Annotated in this window: 21 protein-coding genes; 15 read left to right on the top strand and 6 right to left on the bottom strand. The window is 70.7% G+C overall.

Translation table 11 applies throughout. The features are described from left to right. Window positions 1-7: 7 nt before the first annotated feature. A complete protein-coding gene (locus AB5J50_RS01210; RefSeq protein ID WP_369254051.1) occupies window positions 8-781 on the bottom strand; it encodes an enoyl-CoA hydratase/isomerase family protein in 774 nt (257 codons plus the stop codon). Between the two features lie 113 nt (window positions 782-894). Here AB5J50_RS01210 and AB5J50_RS01205 point away from each other — a divergent pair, with 113 nt between their 5' ends. From AB5J50_RS01205 to AB5J50_RS01195, 3 genes are read left to right on the top strand one after another with little or no spacing between them, the layout of a single operon-like run. Next, the gene (locus tag AB5J50_RS01205) at window positions 895-1,200 is read left to right on the top strand and encodes a hypothetical protein (protein ID WP_369254049.1); all 306 of its coding nucleotides are present in this window, start codon (window positions 895-897) and stop codon (window positions 1,198-1,200) included. Window positions 1,201-1,215: 15 nt separating this feature from the next. After that, a complete protein-coding gene (locus tag AB5J50_RS01200) occupies window positions 1,216-2,709 on the top strand; it encodes a class I adenylate-forming enzyme family protein (RefSeq protein ID WP_369254047.1) in 1,494 nt (497 codons plus the stop codon). Window positions 2,710-2,713: 4 nt separating this feature from the next. Next, window positions 2,714-3,739 (top strand): phosphotransferase family protein, encoded by a 1,026-nt coding sequence (locus AB5J50_RS01195; protein WP_369254046.1) that lies wholly within the window; start codon window positions 2,714-2,716, stop codon window positions 3,737-3,739. A gap of 126 nt (window positions 3,740-3,865) precedes the next feature. Here AB5J50_RS01195 and AB5J50_RS01190 read toward each other — a convergent pair whose 3' ends face one another. Together AB5J50_RS01190 and AB5J50_RS01185 are read right to left on the bottom strand one after the other, a co-directional pair. Next, window positions 3,866-4,642, bottom strand: coding sequence for an SDR family NAD(P)-dependent oxidoreductase (locus AB5J50_RS01190; RefSeq protein WP_369254044.1), 777 nt, complete (start codon window positions 4,640-4,642; stop codon window positions 3,866-3,868). Continuing rightward, window positions 4,639-5,958, bottom strand: a complete 1,320-nt coding sequence (locus tag AB5J50_RS01185; protein WP_369254042.1) for an acyl-CoA dehydrogenase family protein — start codon at window positions 5,956-5,958, stop codon at window positions 4,639-4,641. Before AB5J50_RS01185 ends, AB5J50_RS01190 begins: the two co-directional genes overlap by 4 nt. 104 nt (window positions 5,959-6,062) lie before the next feature. On the opposite strand from AB5J50_RS01185, the gene AB5J50_RS01180 reads away from it, so the two are divergent. From AB5J50_RS01180 to AB5J50_RS01135, 10 genes are all read left to right on the top strand, one after another. Further along, window positions 6,063-7,295 (top strand): CaiB/BaiF CoA transferase family protein, encoded by a 1,233-nt coding sequence (locus AB5J50_RS01180; protein WP_369254040.1) that lies wholly within the window; start codon window positions 6,063-6,065, stop codon window positions 7,293-7,295. Window positions 7,296-7,357: 62 nt separating this feature from the next. Next, the gene (locus AB5J50_RS01175) at window positions 7,358-8,557 is read left to right on the top strand and encodes a cytochrome P450 (RefSeq protein WP_369254038.1); all 1,200 of its coding nucleotides are present in this window, start codon (window positions 7,358-7,360) and stop codon (window positions 8,555-8,557) included. Window positions 8,558-8,563: 6 nt separating this feature from the next. Continuing rightward, window positions 8,564-9,037, top strand: a complete 474-nt coding sequence (locus tag AB5J50_RS01170) for a VOC family protein (RefSeq protein ID WP_369254036.1) — start codon at window positions 8,564-8,566, stop codon at window positions 9,035-9,037. After that, window positions 9,037-10,203, top strand: a complete 1,167-nt coding sequence (locus tag AB5J50_RS01165) for an acyl-CoA dehydrogenase family protein (RefSeq protein ID WP_369265269.1) — start codon at window positions 9,037-9,039, stop codon at window positions 10,201-10,203. Before AB5J50_RS01170 ends, AB5J50_RS01165 begins: the two co-directional genes overlap by 1 nt. Window positions 10,204-10,207: 4 nt before the next feature. Continuing rightward, window positions 10,208-11,704 (top strand): class I adenylate-forming enzyme family protein, encoded by a 1,497-nt coding sequence (locus tag AB5J50_RS01160; protein ID WP_369254034.1) that lies wholly within the window; start codon window positions 10,208-10,210, stop codon window positions 11,702-11,704. Then, window positions 11,701-12,939 carry a MaoC family dehydratase N-terminal domain-containing protein gene (locus AB5J50_RS01155; protein WP_369254032.1) on the top strand — a complete coding sequence of 413 codons (1,239 nt, stop codon included), beginning with the start codon at window positions 11,701-11,703 and terminating at the stop codon, window positions 12,937-12,939. Before AB5J50_RS01160 ends, AB5J50_RS01155 begins: the two co-directional genes overlap by 4 nt. 17 nt (window positions 12,940-12,956) lie before the next feature. Continuing rightward, window positions 12,957-13,721 (top strand): crotonase/enoyl-CoA hydratase family protein, encoded by a 765-nt coding sequence (locus tag AB5J50_RS01150; RefSeq protein ID WP_369254030.1) that lies wholly within the window; start codon window positions 12,957-12,959, stop codon window positions 13,719-13,721. After that, on the top strand, window positions 13,718-14,842 hold the full coding sequence (locus AB5J50_RS01145; RefSeq protein ID WP_369265268.1) for a CaiB/BaiF CoA transferase family protein: 1,125 nt from the start codon (window positions 13,718-13,720) through the stop codon (window positions 14,840-14,842). The genes AB5J50_RS01150 and AB5J50_RS01145 overlap by 4 nt, the downstream gene beginning before the upstream one ends. A gap of 31 nt (window positions 14,843-14,873) precedes the next feature. Beyond that, window positions 14,874-16,016 (top strand): acetyl-CoA C-acyltransferase, encoded by a 1,143-nt coding sequence (locus AB5J50_RS01140; protein ID WP_369254029.1) that lies wholly within the window; start codon window positions 14,874-14,876, stop codon window positions 16,014-16,016. Next, window positions 16,016-17,650, top strand: coding sequence for an OB-fold domain-containing protein (locus AB5J50_RS01135; RefSeq protein ID WP_369254027.1), 1,635 nt, complete (start codon window positions 16,016-16,018; stop codon window positions 17,648-17,650). Before AB5J50_RS01140 ends, AB5J50_RS01135 begins: the two co-directional genes overlap by 1 nt. 35 nt (window positions 17,651-17,685) lie before the next feature. On the opposite strand, the gene AB5J50_RS01130 is transcribed toward AB5J50_RS01135, so the two are convergent. The 3 genes from AB5J50_RS01130 to AB5J50_RS01120 all read right to left on the bottom strand — a co-directional run bounded on the left by AB5J50_RS01130 (window position 17,686) and on the right by AB5J50_RS01120 (window position 21,251). After that, window positions 17,686-18,720, bottom strand: a complete 1,035-nt coding sequence (locus AB5J50_RS01130; RefSeq protein WP_369254025.1) for a zinc-binding dehydrogenase — start codon at window positions 18,718-18,720, stop codon at window positions 17,686-17,688. Between the two features lie 25 nt (window positions 18,721-18,745). Next, a complete protein-coding gene (locus AB5J50_RS01125) occupies window positions 18,746-19,987 on the bottom strand; it encodes a cytochrome P450 (protein WP_369254023.1) in 1,242 nt (413 codons plus the stop codon). Between the two features lie 94 nt (window positions 19,988-20,081). Further along, entirely contained in the window at window positions 20,082-21,251 is a 1,170-nt protein-coding gene (locus tag AB5J50_RS01120) for an acyl-CoA dehydrogenase family protein (protein WP_369254021.1), read from the bottom strand. 162 nt (window positions 21,252-21,413) lie between these two features. On the opposite strand from AB5J50_RS01120, the gene AB5J50_RS01115 reads away from it, so the two are divergent. After that, entirely contained in the window at window positions 21,414-22,886 is a 1,473-nt protein-coding gene (locus AB5J50_RS01115; protein ID WP_369254019.1) for a FadR/GntR family transcriptional regulator, read from the top strand. Between the two features lie 72 nt (window positions 22,887-22,958). After that, entirely contained in the window at window positions 22,959-24,107 is a 1,149-nt protein-coding gene (locus tag AB5J50_RS01110; RefSeq protein WP_369254017.1) for an acyl-CoA dehydrogenase family protein, read from the top strand. Window positions 24,108-24,109 lie beyond the last annotated feature (2 nt).

The raw sequence follows: 24,109 nt of genomic DNA, 5'->3' as shown, positions 1-24,109 counted from the left end.
GGGAGTGTCAGCGCAGTGTCCACTGCCCCCGGGACACCGCCGAGCGGTCGATCTCGGCCTTGCCGATCGGATTCCCGATCTGGGTGTACGACAGCCCGGTGCGCAGCGCCTGGGTGCGGGTCGAGTCGAGCGACTCCCAGATCGCCCGCACGGTGCCCTGGATCGCGGCGGGCGGTTTGGCGGCGATGGCGCGGGCGATGTCGTCGGCCCGGTCCCACAGTTCATCGCGCGGGAGCACCTCGCTGACCAGGCCGATCTGCAGGGCGCGCGTGGCCGACACGCGCTCGTCGAGGCCGAGCAGGGCGATGCGCAGCGCCTCGCCGAGTGGGATGCGCCGGGCGAGGCCGATCGGCTCCAGGGCGGCAGTGAGTCCATAGCTGACGTGCGGATCGAAGAACGTGGCCTCCTCAGAACAGATCAGGATGTCGGCCTCGTTGAGCCAGTAGAAGGCGCCGCCGGCGGCCATGCCGTGCACCGCGCACACCAGGGGTTTCCAGACCTGGTGCAGCTTCGGCGAGAGGTACTCCCCGGGATCGGTCTGCGACCAGACGTTGGGCCGGCGATCGATGCCCTCCTTGACGTCCATGCCCGTGGAGAAGGCCCGCTCACCCGCGCCGCGCAGCACGACGACGTGTATGTCGTCCTCGGACTTGACGGTGTCCCAGACGGTGGCGAACTCCTCCAGCATCCGCTGGTTGAAGCCGTTCATGACCTCGGGTCGGTTGAGGGTGATCGTGGCGACGTGGTCGGTCACCTCGAACAGGACGGTTTCGAGTTCCATCCGGCAGCTCCGTTCGCGACGTGATCTCGACGTGATCGAGGTAAGTAGTATACTTTTCTCTGGTTACTCGGTACCCCTTACCCGGTACCACGAGAGCCGCGGAGGACACTGCGATGAGGCCACGCGTGGGGCAGATGCTCGCCAGTACGGTCGACACGACGGCGGTGATCGTCGTGCGGTGCCCGGACGAGGACCTGGAGATCACGTGCGGCGGAGCCGCCATGGTCGAGGGGAACGGACCGGGCGTCACCGGCAAGCCCGACCCCGATCTGATGGGCGGTGCGCTGCTCGGGAAGCGGTACGCCGACGAGGACCTCGGTCTCGAGCTCCTGTGCACCAAGCCCGGACCGGGCACGCTGGCCGTGGGCGGCGTCCCGATGCCGATGAAGAGCGCCAAGCCGCTGCCGGCCTCGGACTGAGCGGACGGGCGGCCCGTGAACATATCGATGCTGTTGGACATGGCCGCCGAGGGCTTCGGCGACCGGGTCGTCATCGGGCGCACGGACCACGGGTTGACCGCCGGTCGGCTGCGCGAACTGGCCGTCGGCGGGGCGCAGTTGGTGCGTGCTGGCAAGGCCGACGCGATCGTGTACCTCGCGGTGAACGGCCCGGCCCTCCCGGTCGCGCTGTTCGCCGCGGCCCGCGCCGGAGTGCCGCTGGTGCCGGTGAACTACCGCCTGGGCGAGGCCCAGCTCGACGCGCTGCTGGCGAACCACCCCCGCGCGTTGGGCATCGCCGACCCGGAGCATGGTGACGCGCTGCGCCGTGCCGGGCTGCTGGTGCGGAGCCCGGCCGAGTGGCTGGCCCAGGCCGCCCGGCACCCCGTCGGCGAGGATCCGGGGCCGACCGACTCGCCGGCCGTCCTCATCTACACGAGCGGCACGACCTCCGCGCCCAAGGGCGTGGTCCTGCGCCACCACAACCTCGTGTCGTACGTGCTCGGCACGGTTGAGTTCGCCGGAGCCGACCCCGACGAGGCAGCCTTGGTGAGCGTGCCGCCGTACCACATCGCCGCCGTCTCCAACGTGCTGACGAACCTGTACGCGGGGCGCCGGGCCCTCACCCTGGAGCAGTTCACGCCGGACGGCTGGCTGGGCCTCATACGGGAGCAGCGGATCACCAACGCGATGGTGGTGCCGACCATGCTCGCCCGCATCATCGACACGGACGGCCTGGACCGCTCGGTGCCCTCGCTGCGCGCGCTCGCCTACGGCGGGGCCCGGATGCCGGTGCGGGTCATCGAGAGCGCGCTGCGCGAGTGGCCGCACGTGGACTTCGTCAACGCCTACGGACTCACCGAGACCTCGTCCACGATCACCGTGCTGGGGCCACAGGAGCACCGGACCGCCGTGGCGAGCGACGACCCCGTCGTGCGGGCCCGGCTCGGCTCGGCCGGACTGCCCGTGCCAGGTGTCGAGTTGGAGGTCCGCGACGTATCCGGCGCGGTCGTCGCCGCCGGTGAGACCGGGCAGATCTGGGTGCGCGGTGAGCAAGTGTCGGGGGAGTACGCCGGACAAGGCTCCGCGGTCGACGAGCTCGGCTTCTTCCACACCCGCGACCAGGGCCACGTCGACACCGACGGCTACCTCCACATCGAGGGCAGGGCCGACGACACGATCATCCGCGGGGCCGAGAACATCGCGCCCGCCGAGATCGAGGACGTCCTGCTCGACCACCCCGACGTCCTCGACGCGGTGGTCGTCGGCGTCCCGGACGAGGAGTGGGGCCAGCGGATCGAGGCGGTGGTCGTCCTGCGGGACGGTGTGACGGTCGACGCGGACGCCCTGCGCGCGCAGGTGCGCGGCACCCTGCGCGGTTCGAAGACACCGGACCGCATCACGAGTTGGCGTGAACTGCCTCGCACGCCGACCGGCAAGCTCGTACGCCGCGACATCGTCGCGGCGCTGACCGTCGGCCGACAAGGATGAGGACATGAGCGTCGTCGCCAACAGTGCTGATCTGACGGGGGAGTTGACGGAACGCACGGCTGTGGTGCTGCGCGGCTGGGCCCCCGAGGCCACGGTGGAGTCCGTCGAGCCGCTCGCCGGCGGTACGTCGAGCCTCACGTACGTGGCCACACTGGCGGGTGTCCCCGGCGGATACGAACGCGTCGTCCTCAAGGTGGCCCCGCCCGGCCTGGAGCCGGTCCGCAACCGGGACGTGCTGCGTCAGGCGAGGCTCATGCAGGTGCTGGCGGGTGTGCAGGGCGTACGAGTGCCGAAGGTGCTGTTCTGCGACAAGGGCGAGCCGACGGCCCGTCAACCGTTCGTCGCCATGGAACTGGTGCCCGGGGACTGCGTGGAGCCGGTGCTCGTGCCCCGGGGGACCGTGCCCGCGGGGCAGGTACGCGCCCGTGCCCTCGACGCGGCCCGGATGCTCGCGCATCTGCACCGGGCGGATCCGAAGCGAACGGCTCTGGCCGTGGAGCCCGTTGTCACGCTCAGTGCCGAGATCGACCGCTGGACCCGGGCGTTCACGACCGTGCCCGAGGATCTGCGCACCGGGTACGAGGAGGTCGCGGACCGACTGCACGCCACGATGCCGTCCGCGATGATGCCGGTGTTCACCCACGGCGACTACCGGCTCGGCAACACGCTGTGCGACGGGGACTCGGTCAATTCGATCATCGACTGGGAGATCTGGGCGCTGGGTGATCCCCGCGTCGATCTGACCTGGCTGACCTTCTTCACCGACGAGGCCCGGCACCCGGCGTCGCCCTCCGACGAGCCGACCGGGATGCCGGGGAAGGCCGAACTGATCGACGCCTACCAGGAGATCAGGGGGGAACCCCTGCGTGATCTGGGGTGGTTCGAGGCGCTGACGAAATACAAGGAGTGCGCGGCGACCGCGCTGTTGATCAAGCGCGCCCGAAAGGCGGGGGAGTGGAAGGACATGCACCGCCGGATGCTGCCCGCACTGCCGGTGCTGCTCGATGAGGCGACTGCGTTGCTGGGCTAGTGGTTCGGCTGCCGGTTCGTCGTGGCTGGTCGCGCAGTTCCCCGCGCCCCTAAAAGCGCATGCCGTACCGCCCCTTCAGGGGCGTGGGGAACTGCGCGACCACCACGGCCCGCGCACTCGCCACGCTCAGTACAGCCCGCCGTCCACCCTGATCAGCGACCCCGTCGTGTAGCTCGACGCGTCACTCGCCAGATACAGCGCCGTACTGATGATCTCCTCCGGCCGGCCCGGCCGGCCCACCGCACTGCGCGTCGTCTGCCGTTTCTCCTCCGACCAGGCCTTCGAGATGTCGGTGAGGAACGGCCCGGCCGAGATGGTGTTGACGCGCACCGTCGGCCCGTACTCCAGGGCGAACACCGTGGTGAGCGCGTTGAGCGCGGCCTTGGCGCCGGCGTACGGGCCGAACCGCGGCTGCGGGAACAGCGCGCCCGAGGAGGAGACGTTGATGATCGAGCCGCCGTCGCCCTCGGACATCCGCTGCCCGATCAGCGAGGCGAGCCGGAAGGGGCCCTTGAAGTTGACCCCGATCACCTTGTCGAAGAGCTCCTCGCTGGTCTGAGCCGACGAGGGCGCCACCGGCGACATCCCCGCGTTGTTGACGAGGACGTCGACCTTCCCGAACTCCTCGTACGCGGTGTCGACGAGCCGGCCGAGATCGTCCCAGTGACCCACGTGCGCCGCGACCGGCAGGGCGCGCCGGCCCAGGTCGCGGACCTCCTCCGCGACCGTCTCGCACGCGTCGAGCTTGCGGCTGGCGATCACCACGTCGGCGCCCGCGGTGGCGAAGGCCCGCACCATCTCCAGGCCCAGGCCTCGGCTGCCGCCGGTGACGAGCGCGACCTTGCCGGACAGGTCGAACAGATCGGCCAGGGCGATGGACTTGTCATCGCGCCCGTGCGTCACGCGTCCACCCGCCCCGACAGGCTGTCGTCCTCGATGATGTGCGCGTACCGCTTGCGGGCGGCGTCCAGCTTCGGCGGGATGTGCTCGCTGGGGAACAGTCCCTCGGCCGGCCGGTAGTTCTTCAGCAGCTGCTTGGCGATCGTGGTGCGGTGCACTTCGGTCGGGCCGTCGGCCAGGGCGAGGTTCGGCGCGGCCATCCACCACTTGGCGAGCGGGAGTTCACCCGTCGTGCCGAGTGAGCCGTGCAGATGGACCGCCCGCTGGATGATGTCGTGCAGCACCTTGGCCGTCTGCACCTTGCACATGGCGATCTGAGTGCGGGCCGCGCCGTGCGGCTGGGTGTCGATGATCCACGCGGTGTGCAGGACGAGCAGACGGAACTGCTGCAACTCCACCCACGAGTCCGCGATGAACTGCTGCACCGCCTGCTTCTCGGCCAGCAGGGTGCCCTGCGTACGGCGGGACAGCGCGCGCTCGCACATCATGTCGAAGGCGCGGGTGCACTTGCCGACCGTACGCATCGCGTGATGCACCCGGCCGCCGCCGAGGCGGGCCTGGGCGACCTTGAAGCCCTCACCGGGGCCGCCGAGCATGGCGTCGAGCGGGACGCGGACCTGGTGGTAGCGGATGTACGCGTGGATGCCCTCGTCGAGGTTCTCGCGCTCGTCCATCGTGCCGACGTTGCGCTTGATCTCGATGCCGGGTGTCTCGGCCGGGACGATGAACATCGACATGCGCTTGTGCGGCGGCGCGTCCGGGTCGGTCACCGCCATGACGATGAGGAAGGCCGCGTAGCGGGCGTTGGAGGAGAACCACTTCTCCCCGTCGATCACCCACTCGTCGCCCTCCCGCCGGGCTCGGCACACGAACTCCTTGGGATCCGCGCCCGCCTGCGGCTCGGTCATCGAGAACGTGGAGACGATCTCTCCGTCGAGCAGGGGCTGCAGGTAACGCGCCTTCTGCTCCTGCGTGCCGAACATGGCGAGGATCTCGGCGTTCCCAGTGTCCGGGGCGGCGGTGCCGAACACCGTCGGGGCCCAGTAGGAGCGGCCGAGGATCTCGTTGAGCAGGGCGAGCCTCACCTGGCCGTAGCCGGGGCCGTCCAGGTCGGGGCCGAGGTGGCATGCCCACAGGCCCTGCTCCCGGACCTGCTGCTGCAGGGGCCTCAGGATCGCGCGGGCCTTCTCGTTGCGGGTGTCGTACGGGTCGCCGCCGTGCGGAAAAAGGAGGTCGAGCGGCTCGACCTCCTCACGCACGAAAGCCGCCGCCCAGTCGAGCTTGGCCTGGAAGTCAGGTTCGATCGTGAAATCCAGCATGGCGAAAACAGTATACTTTTTATTGCCCTCGGTCCATACTCTGGGGCAGACTCGGCGCATTGGGTATGCGCAATAGCGAGATGAGCCGCGGAGGAGTTGGTCTGATGCAGAGGCCGATGGAGGGCGTGCGGGTGCTCGAAGTCGCCCAGTTCACCTTCGTCCCGGCGGCGGGTGCCGTGCTCGCCGACTGGGGTGCCGACGTGATCAAGATCGAGCACGCCGAACGCGGCGACGCCCAGCGCGGGCTGGTCCGGGTGCTCGGGTACGAGGCCGCCAGCAAGGGGTCGTCGTTCTTCCCGATCATGGAGGGACCCAACCGGGGCAAACGCAGCGTCGGGCTCGCGCTGGAGAAGCCCTCCGCGCGCCCCGTGCTGGAGGAACTGATCCGGGGCAGCGACGTGTTCCTCACGAACTTCCTGCCCGAGGCGCGGGCGAAGCTGCGGATCGACCTGGAGGACGTCCGGGCGATCAACCCCGACATCATCTACGTCCGCGGCAGCGGCTTCGGCGCCCGAGGAGAAGAGGCGGGCAAGGGCGGCTACGACAGCACGGCCTTCTGGGCGCGCGGCGGAAGCGCCGCCGGCGTCACCCCGCCCGGCGCGGACCGGATGACCCGGATGCCGGCCGGCGCCTACGGCGACTCGATGGGCGGCATGACCATAGCCGGCGGCATCGCCGCCGCCCTCTACTCCCGTGCCCAGACCGGTGAACCGTCCGTCGTGGACGTGTCGTTGGTCGGCGTCGGCGCCTGGGCGACGCAGTTCACAGTCAACCTGGCGCTGATGACCGGTGGCCCGCTCCCGGTCAACACACCGCCCCGCCACGGGTCGGCCACCAACCCGCTCATCGGCGCCTACCGCACCTCGGACAACCGCTGGATCGAACTGTCGATGCTGCAACCCGGCCGGTACTGGGCCGAGTTCTGCAAACTGGCCGGCCGCGAGGAGCTGGGCTCCGACGAACGCTTCGACAGCACCGAGAAGTTGATGGCCAACGCCGCCGAGGCCGCCGGGATCGTCGCCGAACTCATCGCCTCCCGCCCCTACGCGGAGTGGGTCGAGACCCTCTCCCGGGGCGACGGCCAGTGGGCGGCCGTACAGAACGCCTGGGAGGTCGGCCAAGACCCCGCCCTGCGCGCCAACGGGCTCATCGCCCCTGTCGTGGACGCCGACGGTGTCGACCGTGAACTGGTCGCCAGTCCCGTCCAGTTCGACGAGACCCCGGCGAGCCTCATCCGGGCACCCCAGTTCGCGGAACACACCGACGAGGTCCTGCGCTCCCTCGGTCTGAGCGAGGACGAGCTCATCGCGCTCAAGATCGACGGCGCGGCGACCTGACGGACGTACGAGAAGCCCGACGGACGTACGAGACCTGACGGACGTACGAGAAAGGAGCCGTGATGAGTACGACCCTCGAACCCGACGGAACGCACGACGGCCTGCCCGCCTACCACTTCGACAACCGGCTCGGCGGCCCGGTCCTCAGCCACCAGGAGCGTTGGGACGAGATGGCCGGCACCCACTCCGGCTTCCGCAGCACCATCGCCCGCGGCTACTGGGTCGTCACGGACGGCCCCGCCGTGCAGCAGGCGCTTCAGGACTGGCGGACCTTCTCCAACAAGTCGGTGACCGTCCTCGCGCCGGACCCGGAGTTCCTGTGGATCCCGGAGATGCTGGACCCGCCCACGCACTCCGTGTGGCGGCGCCTCCTCGGCCGCTACTTCTCCCCGAGCACCGTCGCCGCCCGGGAACCGGAGATCCGACAGGTGGCGGGGGAGATGATCGACAAGCTCAGGGGCCACGACAGTGCCGACGTGCTCGACGACTTCGCGCGCCGTTTCCCCACCCTGATCTTCATGCGCCTGATGGGCCTGCCCGAGGAGGACCTGCCCACCTTCCTCGCCTGGACCCACGAACTGCTGCACCTCTCGCACGGCGAAGACCCGGACGGCGCCCGGCAGATGACCGCCATGCGCGAGGTGTCGGCCTACTTCGAGGAACAGATTGCCCTGCGCCGCAAGGCCCCGCGCGACGACCTGCTCTCCCACGCCATGGCCTGGCGGTTCGACGGCGAACCGATCGACGACCGGGACATGCACGCTTTCTGCATCCTGATGTTCCAGGCCGGCTTCGACACCGTTCCCATCTCCATCGGCTGGGCGCTCTACCACTTCGCCACCCATCCCGAGCAGCGGGCGGAGATCCTCGCCGACCCGTCCCTCATCCTCACCGGGGTCGAGGAGATCCTGCGCGTCTACTCGTTCGTCGTCCCGGCGCGCAAGGCGACGAAGGACGTCGAGATCGGCGGTTGCCCGGTCAAGGCGGGGGAGATGGTGATGCTGCCGCTCGCGGTCACCAACCGCGACCCCGAGCGCTACGACAACCCGCTGCAGGTGGACCTGCACCGCAAGGCCACCAACCACATCGCCTTCGGCTCCGGCCCGCACCGCTGCCTGGGCTCGCACCTGGCGCGCCTCGAACTCAACGTGGCGGTCGAGGAGTGGCACCGGCGCATCCCCGACTACCGGGTCGCCCCCGGCCAGGAGCTGTGGCAGCACGGGAACATGTACGGCATCAAGTCGCTGCGTCTGGAGTGGTGACCGGGCATGACCCCTCCTCTCAGCGCGACGGATCTCTACCACACCGGGATCGTGGTCCCGGACATCGAGGCGTGGAAAGCCCGGATGACCGAGGTCGCCGGCCACCACTGGACCGAGACCATGACCGGCGACCTGCAGGTCCGCCTGGCCGACGGCGAACGCGCGCTGCGACTGCGGTACGCCTACTCGCTCGACGCACCGCACATCGAACTCGTCCAGGAGATCCCCGGCACCCCCTGGACCGCGGCCGAACGCATCGCCACCCACCACCTCGGCTACTTCTGCGACGACGTCCCGACGACGTCCAAGCGGCTGGAGGAGGCGGGCTTCCCCCTGGAAGCGTGCGCGATCGTCGACGGCAGCCCGTCGGTCTTCGCCTACCACCTGGATCCCTCCGGCGTACGGATCGAGATCGTCGACCGCGCCCGGATCCCGGACTTCGACGCCTACCTCCGCTCGAAGGCCCCGACGTGGCAGTGATGTTCACCGAGGAACAGGACGAACTCCGAGCCGTGCTGCGCCGTTTCCTGTCTGAGAAGGCGCCGAGCGAGGCGGTGCGCCGCTGGATGGAGTCCGACGAGGGTCACGATCCAGGGTTGTGGAGGCAGATGGCGGGCCAACTCGGCCTGCACGGACTGGCGTTGCCCGAGGAGTACGGCGGTTTCGGCGGCGGGCCCGTCGAGTTGGGGATCGTGATGGAGGAACTGGGCCGGGCCCTGCTGCCCTCCCCGTACTTCGCCACCGTGGCCCTCGCCGGACAGGCCCTCGCCGTGTCAGGCGACGACACGGCGAAGGCCCGCTGGCTGCCCGCGATCGCCGACGGCTCGCTGACCGGCACGCTGGCGCTGGCCGAGGAGAGCGGGTCGTGGAACGTCGAGGATGTGACGACCGAGGCCGTCCGAGGTGACGACAGCTGGCGGGTGTCGGGCACGAAGATGTTCGTCATCGACGGCCACAGCGCCGACCTGCTTCTCGTCGTGGCCCGCGCGGACACCGGCCCCGCACTGTTCGCCGTCGACGGCGGGGCGAGCGGAGTGACCCGCACCCGGCTGGAGACCCTCGACCCGACGCGGCGGCTGGCGCGCATCGACCTCGACGGCGCCCCGGCGCAGCGGGTCGGCCCGGAGGGGGACGCCACCGCGTATCTGCGCACAGTGCTCGATCTCGCCGTCGTGGCACTGGCCGCCGAACAGGTCGGCGGGGCGCGGGCGTGTCTGGACGCGGCGGTGGAGTACGCGAAGGTGAGGGTGCAGTTCGGCCGCCCCATCGGGTCGTTCCAGGCGGTCAAGCACAAGTGCGCCGACATGCTGCTGAAGGTCGAGGGCGCCCGGTCGGCGGTGTACCACGCGATGTCCGTGGCGGCCGAAGGCGTGGGGGACCTGCCGGTGCCGGCGACGGCCGGGAGCGCGGGCGAACTACCCGTGTCCGCCGCCCTCGCCGCGGCCTACTGCGCCGACGCCTTCACCCACGCAGCCAAGGAGAACATCCAGATCCACGGCGGCATCGGCTACACGTGGGAGCACGACGCGCACCTCCATCTCAAGCGCGCGAAGTCGTCCGAGCAGCTCTTCGGCAGCCCGGCGACACACCGGGGTCGGCTGGCCGACCTGGTCGGCATCTCCGTAGCCACCGCGAAGGAAGGCTGAGCACGTGGGAATTCGCGACCGCCTGTCCCGCCTGCTGGCCGAAGCGGCCGCCGACGCCGAGGCGATCGAGCACGAGGGCCAGTGGTGGACCTGGGGGCGGGTCCAGGACACCGCCCGGCAGGTCGTCGAGGCACTGGACGCGGCGGGCCTGCGGGACGGCGCCCGCGTCGGTGTCGTCCTCGAGAACCGGCCCGAGCACGTCGCCGTGGTCGCCGCGGTGCTCGCCTCCGGGCGCTGTCTGGTGATGCTGAGCCCCTTGCAGCCGGCCGCGCGGCTCGCGTCCGACATCGCAGGCTGTGAGCTGCCCGTCGTCGTCTCCGGCGCCGAACCCCTCGCCCGAGAGGGCGTGTTGGGAGCGGTGACCGCACACGGAGCGGCCCTGGAGCTGGGCACGGACGGCACGCTGCGACCCGTCGGCGGCACGGCACCCGCGGTGGCGCCGGCCAACCCCGGAGTCGTCGTGGAGATGCTCACCTCCGGCACCACCGGCCCCCCGAAACGCGTCCACCTGCGCATCGGCCAGCTCGACCAGGCGCTCGTCTCCGGCGGCCAGACCCCGAAGCCGGACCGGCTGCTGTCACGGTCGGCGGCGCTCGTGGCCACACCCCTCGTGCACATCGGCGGACTGTGGCGGGCGCTCGCCTGTCTCGCGACCGGGCGCCGCATGCTCCTGCTGCCCAGGTTCGCCGTCGAACCCTGGGTGAGCGTGGTGGAGCGGCACCGGCTGCGGGCGGCGAGCCTGGTCCCGGCGGCCATCCGCGCCGTCCTCGACGCGGACGTGCCGAAAGAGCGGCTGGCGAGCCTGCAGGTCATCACCTCCGGCACCGCGCCCTGCCCGGCCGAACTCGCCGACGGCTTCTTCCGGACGTACGGCATCCCCGTCCTGATGACCTACGGGGCCACGGAGTTCGCCGGAGCGGTGGTCGGCTGGACGCTGCCCCTGCACGAGCGGTGGTGGCAGCGGAAGGCGGGCAGCGCCGGGCGTGCCTTCGACGGTGTCGAACTGCGGGTGACCGGCGAGGACGGAGCCGAGCTGCCCGTCGGCAGGACCGGCCGGCTGGAGGTCCGCACCGAGCAGAGCACCCGGGGCGGCCGGGCATGGACGCGCACCAGCGATCTCGCCCGGATCGACGCCGACCGGTTCGTCTGGATCGAGGGACGCGCGGACGACGCCATCATCCGCGGCGGCTTCAAGGTGCAGCCGGAGACGGTCAAACGCGTCCTGGAGACCCACCCGGCCGTGCGGGAGGCGGCCGTGGCGGGGTTGCCGGACGCGCGGCTGGGCGAGGTACCGGTCGCGGCGGTCGAGGCCGAGCCGGGACGGCCCGCCCCGGAGATCGCCGACCTCGTCGCCCTCTGCAGGGCCCGGCTCACCCCGTACGAGGTGCCGGCGCACATCCTCGTACTCGACGCACTGCCCCGGACCCCGTCGAGCAAGGTGAGCCGCGTCGAGTTCATCGAGCTGATCCGTGCCGGGCTCACCAGGGAGAACCAGCGATGACGACGACCGACGAGCGCTTCGGCGTGCTCACCGACAAGGCCGTCGAGCGCTCCCGCCGACGCCTCGGCGTCCCCCAGCCCCAGCGCAACCCCCCGCACAACTACGAGGTGACCCGGGACGGCGTACGCCACTTCGCGTACGGCTACGGCGACGACAACCCCCTCTACTGCGACCCGGACCACGCCTCCGGCACTCGCTGGGGCTCGCTGGTCGCACCGCCCACCTTCCTCTACACCATGGGCGAGGACGCCGCCCCGACGCCGGACGCCGAGACCAAGGCACTGCTCAAGGGCGACCCCTTCGCCGGGCTCGGCTCCTACCAGGCGATGATGGAATTCGAGTGGTGGCGCCCGCTCCAACTAGGTGATCGCTGCCGGGTGTTGCAGACCCAGGTGGGCGTCCACCTCAAGCCCAGCCGCTTCGGCGGGCGCACGGCCCACGTGGTGCGCGACTACCTCTACGCCAACGGGCGCGGCGAGATGCACGCCCTCAGACGCGGCACGTGGATCAACGCCGAGCGGCACACCTCGAAGAAGAGGGCGAAGGAACAACTCGTCCAGCAGCCCTACACCCCCGAGCAACTCGCCGAGATCGACGCGGCGTACGCGGCCGAGACACGCCGTGGTGCCGAGCCCCGCCACTGGGAGGACGTCGAGATCGGCGAGGAGCTCCAGCCCCGGGTGAAAGGCCCGTTGACCACCACCGACGTCGTCGTCTGGCACCTGGGCTGGGGCATGCAGCTCACCCCGCCCGGGGCGTTCGGGATCGCCGCGAAGGTCCGCCGCAAGGCCCCAGGCCTCTACCCGCCGAACCCGCTCAACATCCCCGACACCGTGCAGCGCCTGCACTGGGAGCCGGAACGGGCAAGGGAGTTGGGCCTGCCGGGCCCCTACGACTACGGCGGCATGCGCGAGACGTGGCTGTGCCATCTGCTCACCGACTGGATCGGCGACGACGGCTGGCTGTGGAAACTCCGCTGCGAGCACCGGAAGTTCAACTACCAGGGCGACACCACCTGGGTACGCGGCACGGTCGTCGACAAACGCCGGGTGGACGGGCGGGCCGAGGTGCACATCGAGGTGCGCTGCGAGAACCAGCGGGGCGAGGTCACCACCCCCGGTACGGCCGTCGTGCTCCTGCCGACCCGCGACCGCGCCGTCGAACTGCCGGCACCGCCCGCCGACGACCTGGACGGCATGGTCGCGCATGAACTGGCCAGGTTCGCCGTCAATTGAGAATCCAGGAGGCATACGTGTCGGACGAAGTACTGGTGGAACGCCGGGGCGCGGTCCAGGTCATCACGATCAACCGCCCGGCGAAGAAGAACGCGCTGGACGCCGGAGTGGCCGCCGGAGTCGCGGCCGCGGTGGACGAGCTCGACGAGTCGGACGAGTTGCGGGTCGGCGTGCTCACGGGGGCGGGCGGCACGTTCTCGGCGGGCATGGACCTCAAGGCGTGGCTGCGGGGCGAGACGCCCGCGATCGAGGGCCGCGGCCTGTGTGGCATCAGCATGACCCCGCCGCGCAAACCGCTCATCGCCGCGGTCGAGGGCTGGGCCCTGGCCGGCGGCTTCGAACTCCTGCTGGCCTGCGATCTGGTCGTGGCCGCCCGCACGGCACGGCTCGGCGTGCCCGAGGTGACCCGGTCACTCGTCGCCCGCGCGGGTGCGGCCCTTCATCTGCCGCGCCGGATCCCGTACGCCATCGCCGTGGAACTGCTGCTGACCGGTCAGCCGATCGACGCCGAACGAGCCGCCGCCCACGGCCTGATCAACCGGCTCACCGACGAGGGCGGCGCGCTCGACGGCGCACTCGAACTCGCGGAGACCATCGCGAAGAACGGCCCCCTGGCGGTCGCGGCGACCAAGGAGATCGCCCGCTCCACCGCCGACTGGACCCTGGACGAGGCGTGGGGCAGGCAGTTCGACATCGCCGAGCCGGTGTTCCAGTCACAGGATGCCCGGGAAGGGGCGGCGGCGTTCGCGGAGAAGCGGGTGCCGGTCTGGAAGGGGCGCTGACCGTGACGGCCGGCGCCACAGGGCCTCTCGTCGGCTGCCGGGTCGTCGAACTCGGCGGCATCGGACCGGGGCCGTTCGCCGGGATGCTCCTGGCCGACCTCGGCGCGGAGGTCGTCCGCGTGGACCGGCCCGGGCGGGCCGATGAACCGGGCGCGGGCGGACCGGCGGACGTGCTCAACCGGGGCAAGCGGTCGGTCGTACTCGACCTGAAGAACCCGACTGAGACCGCCGCACTCCTCCAGCTCGTCGAGCACGCCGACGTGTTGATCGAGGGCTTCCGTCCCGGCGTCACCGAACGCCTCGGCATCGGCCCGCACGACTGCCTGGCCCGCAACCCCCGCCTCGTCTACGGCCGGATGACCGGCTGGGGCCAGGACGGACCCCTCGCGGCCGCGGCCGGACACGACATCACCTACATCGCGCTGACCGGCGCACTCGGCGCCATCGGCGACCCGGACGGCCCGCCGCAGATCCCGCTGAACCTCGTCGGCGACTTCGGGGGCGGCGGCTGCTACCTCGTCATCGGCATCCTGGCCGCCCTGCACTGCGCCCGGCGCACCGGCCGCGGCCAGGTCGTCGACGCCGCCATCGTCGACGGCACCGTCCACCTCCTCGCCAGCACCTTCGCCAAGCTCGCGCGCGACGAGTGGAGCGACGAGCGGGGCGTCAACCGCTTCGACGGCGGCTGGCCGTTCTACGCCGTGTACGAGACCAAGGACGGCCGCCATGTGGCCGTCGGCGCGCTGGAGCGCAAGTTCTACCGGAGCCTGGTCGACCTGCTCGACCTGGACGTGGACCCGGACCGGCAGCACGACCGATCGGCCTGGCCGGAGCTACGGCAGCTGTTGACGAAGCGGTTCGCGGAGCGCACCCGGGACGAGTGGGCCGAGCTCTTCGAGGGCACCGACGCCTGCGTGGCGCCCGTCCTGAGCCTCACGGAGGCGGCCGCCCACCCGCATCTCGCCGCGCGGGCAAGCCTGTTCACCCGCGACGGAGTGGTCCAGCCCGCCGCCGCGCCCCGCTTCTCGGCGACCCCGTCGAGCCCGGGCCACACGGCTCGGGCCGTCGGCGCGGACACCCGGGCCGTGTTCCGCGACTGGGGCGTGCGGGTCCCCGAATGACCGTACGACCGTACTGACCAAGGGAGTTGTCATGCGAGACGCCGTCATCGTCGACGCCGTACGCACACCCATCGGCAAGCGCAACGGCACGCTCGCCCCGGTGCACGCGGCGGATCTGTCGGCCGAGGTGCTCAAGGCCCTCGCCGAGCGCACCGGCATCGACCCCGGCACGGTGGACGACGTGGTCTGGGGGTGTGTCACCCAGATCGGCGACCAGTCCAGCAACGTCGGCCGGTTCGCGGTGCTCGCCGCCGGCTGGCCCGAACACGTCCCGGCCGTCACGGTCAACCGGGCCTGCGGCTCCAGCCAGCAGGCGGTCGACCAGGCCGCGCACGCCGTCATGGCGGGCCAGTACGACCTCGTGGTCGCGGGCGGCGTCGAGACCATGAGCCGGGTGCCACTCGGCTCGCACCGGACCACCGGTCAGCCGTACGGCCCCGCCGCGATCGCCCGCTACGACGGTTTCGAGTTCAGCCAGGGCGTCGGCGCCGAACTCATCGCCGAACGCTGGGAGTTGAGCCGCACCCGCCTCGACGAGTTCGCCTCCGAGTCGCACGCGAAGGCCGCCGCCGCCATCGACGCGGGCGTCTTCGACGACCACATCGTGCCGATCGAGGTCGACGGCACCAAGTTCGGTGTGGACGAAGGGCTGCGGCGCGGCACGTCGGTGGAGAAACTCGCCGGCCTCAAGCCGTCGTTCAAGGAGAACGGCGTGATCCACGCCGGGAACTCCTCCCAGATCTCCGACGGCGCGGCCGCCCTGCTCATCACCACCCCGGAACGGGCCCGCGAGCTCGGCCTCACACCGATCGCCCGCTACCACTCCGGAGCGGTCAGCGGCGCGGACCCGATCACGATGCTGCTCGGCCCGATCCCGGCGACCGAGAAAGTGCTGCGCCGCTCCGGACTGACCATCGACGACATCGGCGTCTACGAGGTCAACGAGGCTTTCGCGCCTGTGCCGTTGGCCTGGCTGGCCGAGACCGGCGCCGACCCCGAGCGGCTCAACCCGCTGGGCGGGGCGATCGGAGTCGGTCACCCGCTCGGCGGCTCCGGCGCCATCCTGATGACACGACTGCTGGCCCAGATGCGGCGCGAGAACCTCCGCTACGGACTCCAGACCATGTGCGAGGGCGGCGGCACCGCGAACGCCACGATCGTCGAGCTGGTGTGATGACCCGGCCCCTGCCCCAACCCACGCTCGCCAGCGCCGAGTTCTGGCGGTCCGGCGCCGAAGGGGTGCTCAGGATCTCCCACTGCGCGGACTGCGGACGGTACTTCCACCCGCCGCTGCCGGTGTGTCCCTCGTGCAGAAGCCGCGCCGTGGCCCTCGCTCCCGTCTCGGGCCAGGCCGTGGTCGTCGGCTTCAGCGTCAACCACCAGACCTGGCTGCCGAAGTTCCCGCCGCCGTACGTCGTCGCCGTGGTCGCTCTCGCTGAGGACGACCGGGCTCGGCTGACCACCAACATCGTGGGCTGCGAGCCCGACGAGGTGCGCGTCGGCATGCGGGTCCGCGTGTGCTTCGAGCGGCTCGAAGAGGACGTGTACGTCCCCCTGTTCGAGCCGGACGCGGAAACCGCTGAAGGCCCGTTGCCCGCACCACGCGAGGTCCGGGCACGGCCCATGGTTTCTCCGCGCAAATACGAGGACAAGGTCGCCCTGACCGGTGTGGGGCAGTCACGCGTGGGCCGCCGCCTGATGGTCGACCCGCTCTCCCTGACCGTCGACGCCTGCCTGGCCGCGGTTACGGACGCCGGGCTCGACCTCGACGACATCGACGGGCTCTCCACCTACCCCGGCCCTCGCCCCGACGGCATGAGCGAGGGTGGCGTCACCGCCCTCACCGAGGCCCTGCAACTCCGTCCCACCTGGGTCAACGGGGCGAGCGAAGTGCCTGGCCAGATCGGCTCGATCACCGCGGGCATGCTGGCGGTGGCGGCCGGCCTGTGCCGCCATGTGCTGTGCTTCCGTACGGTCTGGGAGTCCTCCCACGCGGCCATGGTCCGGTCCGGCCGCTGGGAGAGCTCCGGTGCTCGCGCCACCGGCATGTTCGAGTTCCGGGCGCCCTTCGGAGCCATGTCGGCCGCCCAGTGGATCGGCTGCAACGCCTCGCACTACCTGCACCGTTACGGCGTTGGCCGCGAGGCCCTCGGCGCGATCGCCGTCACCGCGCGGGCGGGCGCGGCCCGTAACCCCGAAGCCCTGCACCGCGATCCGATGACGCTCGACGATTACTTCGACGCCCGTATGATCACGACCCCGTTCGGCCTCTACGACTGCGACGTCCCGTGCGACGGAGCGGTGGCCGTCGTGGTGTCGGCGATCGAGACGGCGTACGACCGCCCCCGCCCGCCCGTCCTGGTCGAGTCCGTGGGCACGGCCGTCCTCGAACGGCTCAGCTGGGACCAGGACACCCTGACCCACATCCCCCAGTCCCAGGGCCCGTCCGCCCACCTCTGGACCCGCACCGACCTCACCCCCGCCGATGTCGACGTGGCGCTCCTCTACGACGGGTTCACCTTCAACGCCCTGTCCTGGATCGAGGGTCTCGGCTTCTGCGGGCCGGGCGAGGCGACCGACTTCATCGCCGGTGGCAAGACCATCGCCCTGGACGGCAACCTCCCGCTGAACCCGCACGGCGGCCAGCTCTCGGCCGGCCGCCTGCACGGCTACGGCTTCGTCCGCGAGGCCATGCTGCAACTGCGTGGCGACGCGCACGGGCGTCGGGTCGAGGACGCCCGGGTCGCGGTGGTGACGGCGGGCGGGGGAGTGCCGTCGGGGGCGATGCTGTTGAGGAGAGCGGAGTAGGCGGCTCTTCAGCAGCGGTCTTCAGAAGCGGCTCTTCAGAAGGTGACGACGACCTTCTCCGCGGCGCCCGGAGTCAGCGCGAGCTCGAACGCCCGGTCCACCTCCGAGAACGGCACCCGGTGGCTGATCAGCTTGGCGAACCGGTCCTTGTGCGCGGCGAGTTCGGCGGTGACCTCGAAGATCTCGGTGGGGTAGCCCTGCGAGGCGATGAGCGTGAGCTCGCTGCGCAGCATCCCACCCAGGTCGATGGCATCCGACTTCTTCTGTACGGCCACCATCACCAGCTTCGCGTTCCACTTCGCGGCGTCGACGACGGCCTGGAAGACGGCCGGGACCCCGGCGGCGTCGATGTAGGTGTCGGTGCCCGGGCGCGGCTGTCCGAGTGCGTTGGCCGCTTGGCCGTGCAGTGCGGTCAACCGGGCGGTCACGTCCTCGTTCCTGGAGTCGATGACCGCGTCGGCGCCGACGGCCAGCGCGGTCTCCAGCCGCTCGGGGATGACGTCGGCGACGACCACGTGCTCCACGCCGCGCAGCTTCAGCCAGATGGTGGCGCCCAGCCCGATCGGCCCGGCACCGAAGACCACGACCTTGTCGGCAGGCTTCGCGCCGGAGCGGTTCACACAGTGCCGGGCGACCGCCATCGGCTCGTTGAGTGCGGCCACGTCGAAGGGCAACTCGTCCGGGAACACCGCCACGCTCTCGCCCAGTACGGCGTCCTCGATGAGGAGGTACTCGTTCATCCCGCCGAGCTCGCCGCCGCAGCCGATGATCCCGGAGGGTGCCCCCTGCGGGTTGACGACCACCCGGTCGCCGACCTTCAGGTCCGTGACCTCGGCGCCCACCTCGACGACCTCACCGGCGGGTTCGTGGCCGAGCGGCAGCGGGACCACCGAGCCGTCGGGGTTGTTGTAGGGGGTGCCGCCCATATGGACGAAGAACGTGTCGGTGCCGCAGATCCCGCATGCGCGGATGCGGACGAGCGCGTCCTTGGGGCCGGGCGCGGGGCGCTCGACCTCCACGACCTCGATCTCGTTCTTCCCGCCGCTCAGGACGGACTTCATGGTGGCCATGGAAGCTCCTTGCTCAGGCGGCCGGTCACCAGGTGACGGGCAGCTCGTAGATGCCGTACGCCTGCGAGTCCTCCTTGAACTTCAGCTCCGAGACGTCGACCGCGAGCCGCAGGGTCGGCACGCGGCGGAACAGGGTGCTGAAGACGACATGCAGTTCGATGCGGGCCAGCTGCTGCCCGACGCACTGGTGCGGGCCCCAGCCGAACGCGTGGTGGTGCGCCGCGTTGCGGGTGAGATCGAGCTTCTCGGGCTCGGGGAAGGCTTGTGGGTCCCAGTTGGCCGCGGGGAGCGAGGCGATGACTCCCTCGCCGGCGCGTATGGTCTCGCCCTCGAACTCGATGTCGTCCAGCACCGCCCGCCGGGCCAGCAGATGGGGGATGGTGAGGTACCGCAGCAGTTCCTCGACGGCCTTCGTCACATACTTCGGGTCGTCGGCGTTCTCGCGCAGAGCCGCGAGCTGGTCGGGGTTCTCCAGCAGCAGCGCGGTGCCCAGCGTGATCATGTTGGCGCTGGTGTCGTGGCCGGCCACCAGCAGGATGTGCCCGAGAGCGGCGGCGTCGGGCATGGTGAGTACGCCCTCCGCGACCTTGGCCCCGAGGTCGGACAGCACGTCCTCGCCGGGTTCGGCCGTCTTGGCCTCGATCAGGCCGGTGATGTAGCGGCGCAGATCTGCCGTCGAAGTGGCGGCTTCCTCCGGTGTCTTGAAGCGCGCGTTGGTGACGCCGGCGTGCTTCTGGAAGAAGTTGTGGTCCTCATACGGCACCCCGAGCAGCGCGCAGATCATCAGCGACGGCAGCGGGAGGGACAGGGCCTCGTTGAGGTCGACCGGCTTCGGTCCCGCCAGCATCCGGTCGAGCAGGTCGTCGGTGATCTGCTGGATCTCCGGGCGGAGCTTCTCCATCCGGTGCCGGGTGAAGGAGTTCGACAGCATCCGGCGCCAGCGCGTGTGCTCGGCCCCGTCGGCGTTGTTGATCATCGGCTGTGTCTGGGCGGCGTGCGCCTTCATGGCCTCGGTCGTGTGCGGGTATCCGGGCGCACCGATGTTGGCGCTGAGCCGCGGGTCGGTCATCAACTCGCGCTGCGCGGCGTGGGTCGTGACGAGCCACGGGGTGGTGCCGTCCCAGGTCCGGGCGCGTTGCACGGGCTTGCCGGACTCGTGCAGTTCGAGCAGGCCCGGCGGCGGTGCGAACGGGCACTGGCTCGACCGGGGGGAGGGGAACTCCGGAAGTTCCCCAGCGACGTCGGTTCCGGACACGTTCTCAGTCATGGTTCCTCGCCTTCGCGTAGCGTCTGCGGAACATTACGCCGACCGGTCGGTACAATCAATGAAATCGTCCGAGGGGGCGAGGGACCGAAGAAGGTCAACGAGACTCGCGCGGCAGCCCCAACCCCCGCTCGGCGACCTGCGTCCGCAGGACCTCGTTCGCCCCGCCCGCGATCGTGTACGCACGCGAGTACAGATGGGCGTCCTGCCACCAGCCGTCGGCCACCGCCTCCGGGTCGCCCTCGGTGAGCAGGCCGTCCGTGCCCTGCAGGCGCAGACCGAAGTCGGCGAGGTCGTGGTTGAGCTCGCTGAAGAAGATCTTGCCGAGGAGGGCGTCGGCCGGCTGTTCCGTGCCGTGCAGCATCCGCGACTGCGCGAGGCCGATCATCGCGGCGTTGACGTGGACCCGGGCGGCGAGCTCGCCGAGCGCCTGCCGGGTGGCGGAGTCGTCCAGCCCCTCCGCCAGCCGTACGAGCTCCTCCAGTACGGCGGCCAGCTCGGCGCCGCGCGCGGCCACCCCGGAACGCTCCCGGCCCAGGCTGCTCATCGCCACCCGCCAGCCGTCGTTCACCCGGCCGATCACGTTCGCGGCCGGGATCCTGACACCGTCCAGGAAGACCTCGTTGAAATCGGTGGTCCCGGTGATCTCGCGCAGCGGCCGCACCTCGACCCCCGGACTGCGCATGTCCAGCGCGAACGCCGTGATGCCCCTGTGCTTCGGGGCCTCGGCGTCGGTGCGCGCGAGCAGGTAACCCATGTCGGCGTGCTGGCCGTTGGTCGTCCAGACCTTCTGGCCGTCGACGACGAACACCGCCTCGTCGCCCTCGCGGCGTGCCCGGGTACGCAGCGCCGCCAGGTCGCTGCCCGCCTCCGGCTCGCTGAACAGCTGGCACCACACGTCCTCACAGCTGCGGATGCGGGGCAGGAAACGTGCCCGCTGCTCGTCGGTGCCGAAGTCGATGAGGGCCCCCGAGGCCAGCGAGGCCGCGCCGACGGGCGGCCAGGTGCGGGCGCGGGCGATCTCCTCGGCGACGACGGACGGTTCGAGGGGGTGGGCGTCGGGCCTGCCGCCGTACTCGACGGGCCAGTCGATACCGAGGAAGCCCGCCTCGTAGAGCTTCGCGGTCCACTCCCGGATCGCCGGCATCAGCCCGGGTTCGGGGGCGCGCACTCCGGAGTGCGTCTTGATGCCGGGCGCGTGCTCCGTCACAAAGGCGCGCACCTTCCCGCGGAACGCCTCCAGCTCGGGCATGGACTCCAGTCGCATCGCTGTCGGCTCCTTGTCGTCCTGCGGCCGTGGGACGGGTCGTCCTGTGACCATGAGGCGAAATGAGTATACTTTAACCATGGCCTTGGCCCGTCTGCCAGTGCCCGGTGTTTGTGGCGAATAGACTGGGGATCCGCAATATCCCCGCAGAGGAGTTGGCCCATGGCGACTGCCGTCGACCGCGAGCCCGCCGACGGCGAGACCGGTCTGCCGGTCGGGAAGCTGGCCGCGCAGACCGCGCAGCGCATCGAGGCGACCGTGATCCGCCAAGGCTGGCCCGTCGGAGAGTCGCTGGGCTCCGAAGTGGACCTGCGCGAGCAACTCGGCGTGAGCCGCGCGGTGCTGCGTGAGGCCGTACGGCTGGTCGAGCACCACCAGGTCGCCAGGATGCGGCGCGGCCCGAACGGCGGGCTGATCGTCTGTGCCCCCGACGCGGGACCGGCTACCCGGGCCATGGTGATCTACCTCGAGTACGTCGGCACCAGCGTCACCGATCTGCTCCAGGCCCGCCAGCTCCTCGAACCGATCGCCGCCGGCCTCGCCGCCGACCGGATCACCGAGGAGGGCATCGCCACCCTCCGCGCCACCCTCGACTCCGAACTCACCCACTGGGACGACCCGTCGGTCCACTCCCAGGACCCCCTGCACCCGGTGCTCGGCCAGCTGTCCGGCAACCCGGTCCTGCACCTGTTCATCGACGTCCTCACCCGCCTCACCGCCCGGTACGCGCACACCTCCCGGCGCATCTCCAAGGCGGAGATGCACTCGGCGAAGGAGACCTCGCACCGCGAGCACCGCGCCGTGGTCGACGCCGTTGTCGCCGACGACGGAGCCCGCGCGCAGACCGAACTCACCGCTCATCTGGAGTCGGTGGCCGCCTGGATCGAGAAGCACCGGGTGCGCCGCGGGCAGCGGATCTCCGGGAACGTCGTGGAGCCGGAGCTGGTCGAGGGGCCGCGGGCCAAGCTCGCCGAAGTGGTGGCCGCCCGGATCCACGACGACATCGCCGCGCGGGGCTGGCAGGTCGGCATGGTGCTCGGTTCGGAGACGGATCTGCTCTCCCGCTACGAGATCAGCCGGGCCGTCCTGCGCGAGGCCGTACGGCTGCTGGAGTACCACCAGGTTGCCCGGATGCGCCGCGGCCCCGGCGGCGGTCTCGTCGTCACCGAGCCCGAGCCGCAGGCCAGCATCGACACGATGGCGCTCTTCCTCGAATACCAGGGAGTCAAGGCCGACGACCTGCGGATCGTCCGCAACGCCATCGAGCTCGGCATCGTCGCCCGGGTGACCGCCCGCCAGGCCGCGGGCGACACCGAGGTTGCCGAACGCCTCGCGAAGGCGGTCCGGTGGACCACCGAGGGCCCGGCCGACGACCTCCGCAAGGCCGACCTGTTCCACTCCGAACTGGCTGCGCTGGCGAACAACCCCGTGCTCTCCCTCTTCCTCGCCATCATCACCGAGCTGTTCCGCCGGCACGCCTCCGGCCACGACCGGCCGCTCCCGGGAGACAGGGCGGCCGACGAGGTCCAGCACGTCCACCAGCGCATCCTCGACGCGATCGCGCAGGGCGACGCCGGGGTCGCCCGGCACCGGATGCGACGGCATTTGGATGCACTCATTCCCTGGTGGCACTGATCATTCGGCAGATTACCTAGACCCGTAGGGGCAATTACGTATACTCAATAGGGTCCGATCGAAGGAGATTCGATGCGCCGGACTCTGTTCGAGCAGGATCACGAGGATTTCCGCCTCCTGGTCCGCGACTTCATCGCCCGCGAGGTGCTTCCGGTCTACGAGGACTGGCGGCGGGCCGGGCTGGTCCCCCGTGAACTGTTCACCGCACTGGGCAAGTTGGGCATCATCGGCACGGCCATTCCCGAGGAGTACGGCGGGGGCGGCCAGGACGACTACCGCTTCAACGTCGTCATCCAGGAGGAGTGCGCCCGCGCGGGCGTCACCCTGGGTGGCCTGCGGACCCATCTCGACGTGGTGGTCCCGTACTTCACGGGTCTCGCGAACGCCGAGCAGCGGGTCCGCTGGTTCCCGGGACTGGCCTCGGGCGACCTGTACACCGCGATCGCGATGAGCGAACCGGGTACGGGATCCGACCTGGCCGGTGTCGCGACGAGGGCGGTCCGCGAGGGCGACCACTACACGCTCAACGGTGCCAAGACCTTCATCACTGGTGGCCACCACGCCGATCTGGTGATCGTCGTGGCCCGCACCGCCATCGACGCGGACGACCGGCGCGCCGGACTGACCCTGCTGGTCGTGGAGAAGGGCACGCCCGGCTTCACCGTCGGGCGCAAGCTGGAGAAGATCGGCCTCGCCGTGCAGGACACCGTGGAACTGTCCTTCGACGACGTCCGCGTGCCTGTCGCCAACCTCCTCGGTGAGGAGGGCGCCGCCTTCACACTGCTCGGCCGCAACCTCGCCCAGGAGCGGCTGGCCATCGCGGTCGGAGCCGTCGCTCAGACCCGTGCCGCGATCGACCTGACTCTCACCTACGTCCGCGACCGCACCGTGTTCGGCAAACCGGTCGCCCACTTCCAGAACACCAAGTTCGAACTCGCCGCCATGGCCGCAGAGTTGGAGGCCGCCCAGGCCCTCCTGGACGCGGCGATCACCGCGCTCGTCGCCGGTGAGCTGAGTCCGGCCGACGCGGCCAAGACCAAGCTGTTCTGCACCGAGACGCAGGGCCGTGTGGTCGACCGCTGTCTGCAACTGCACGGCGGCTACGGCTACATCCTCGAGTCGCCCATCGCCTGGCTGTACGCCGATGCGCGGGTGACCCGCATCTACGGCGGCACCAGCGAGGTCCTGAAGACCATCATCAGCAAGTCCCTGGGCCTGTAAGG

It is taken from the genome of Streptomyces sp. R35, from assembly GCF_041053035.1.
GTDB lineage: Bacteria > Actinomycetota > Actinomycetes > Streptomycetales > Streptomycetaceae > Streptomyces > Streptomyces lutosisoli.
Note: the sequence above shows the minus strand (reverse complement) of the source record. Positions and strands in the feature narration are given on the sequence as shown.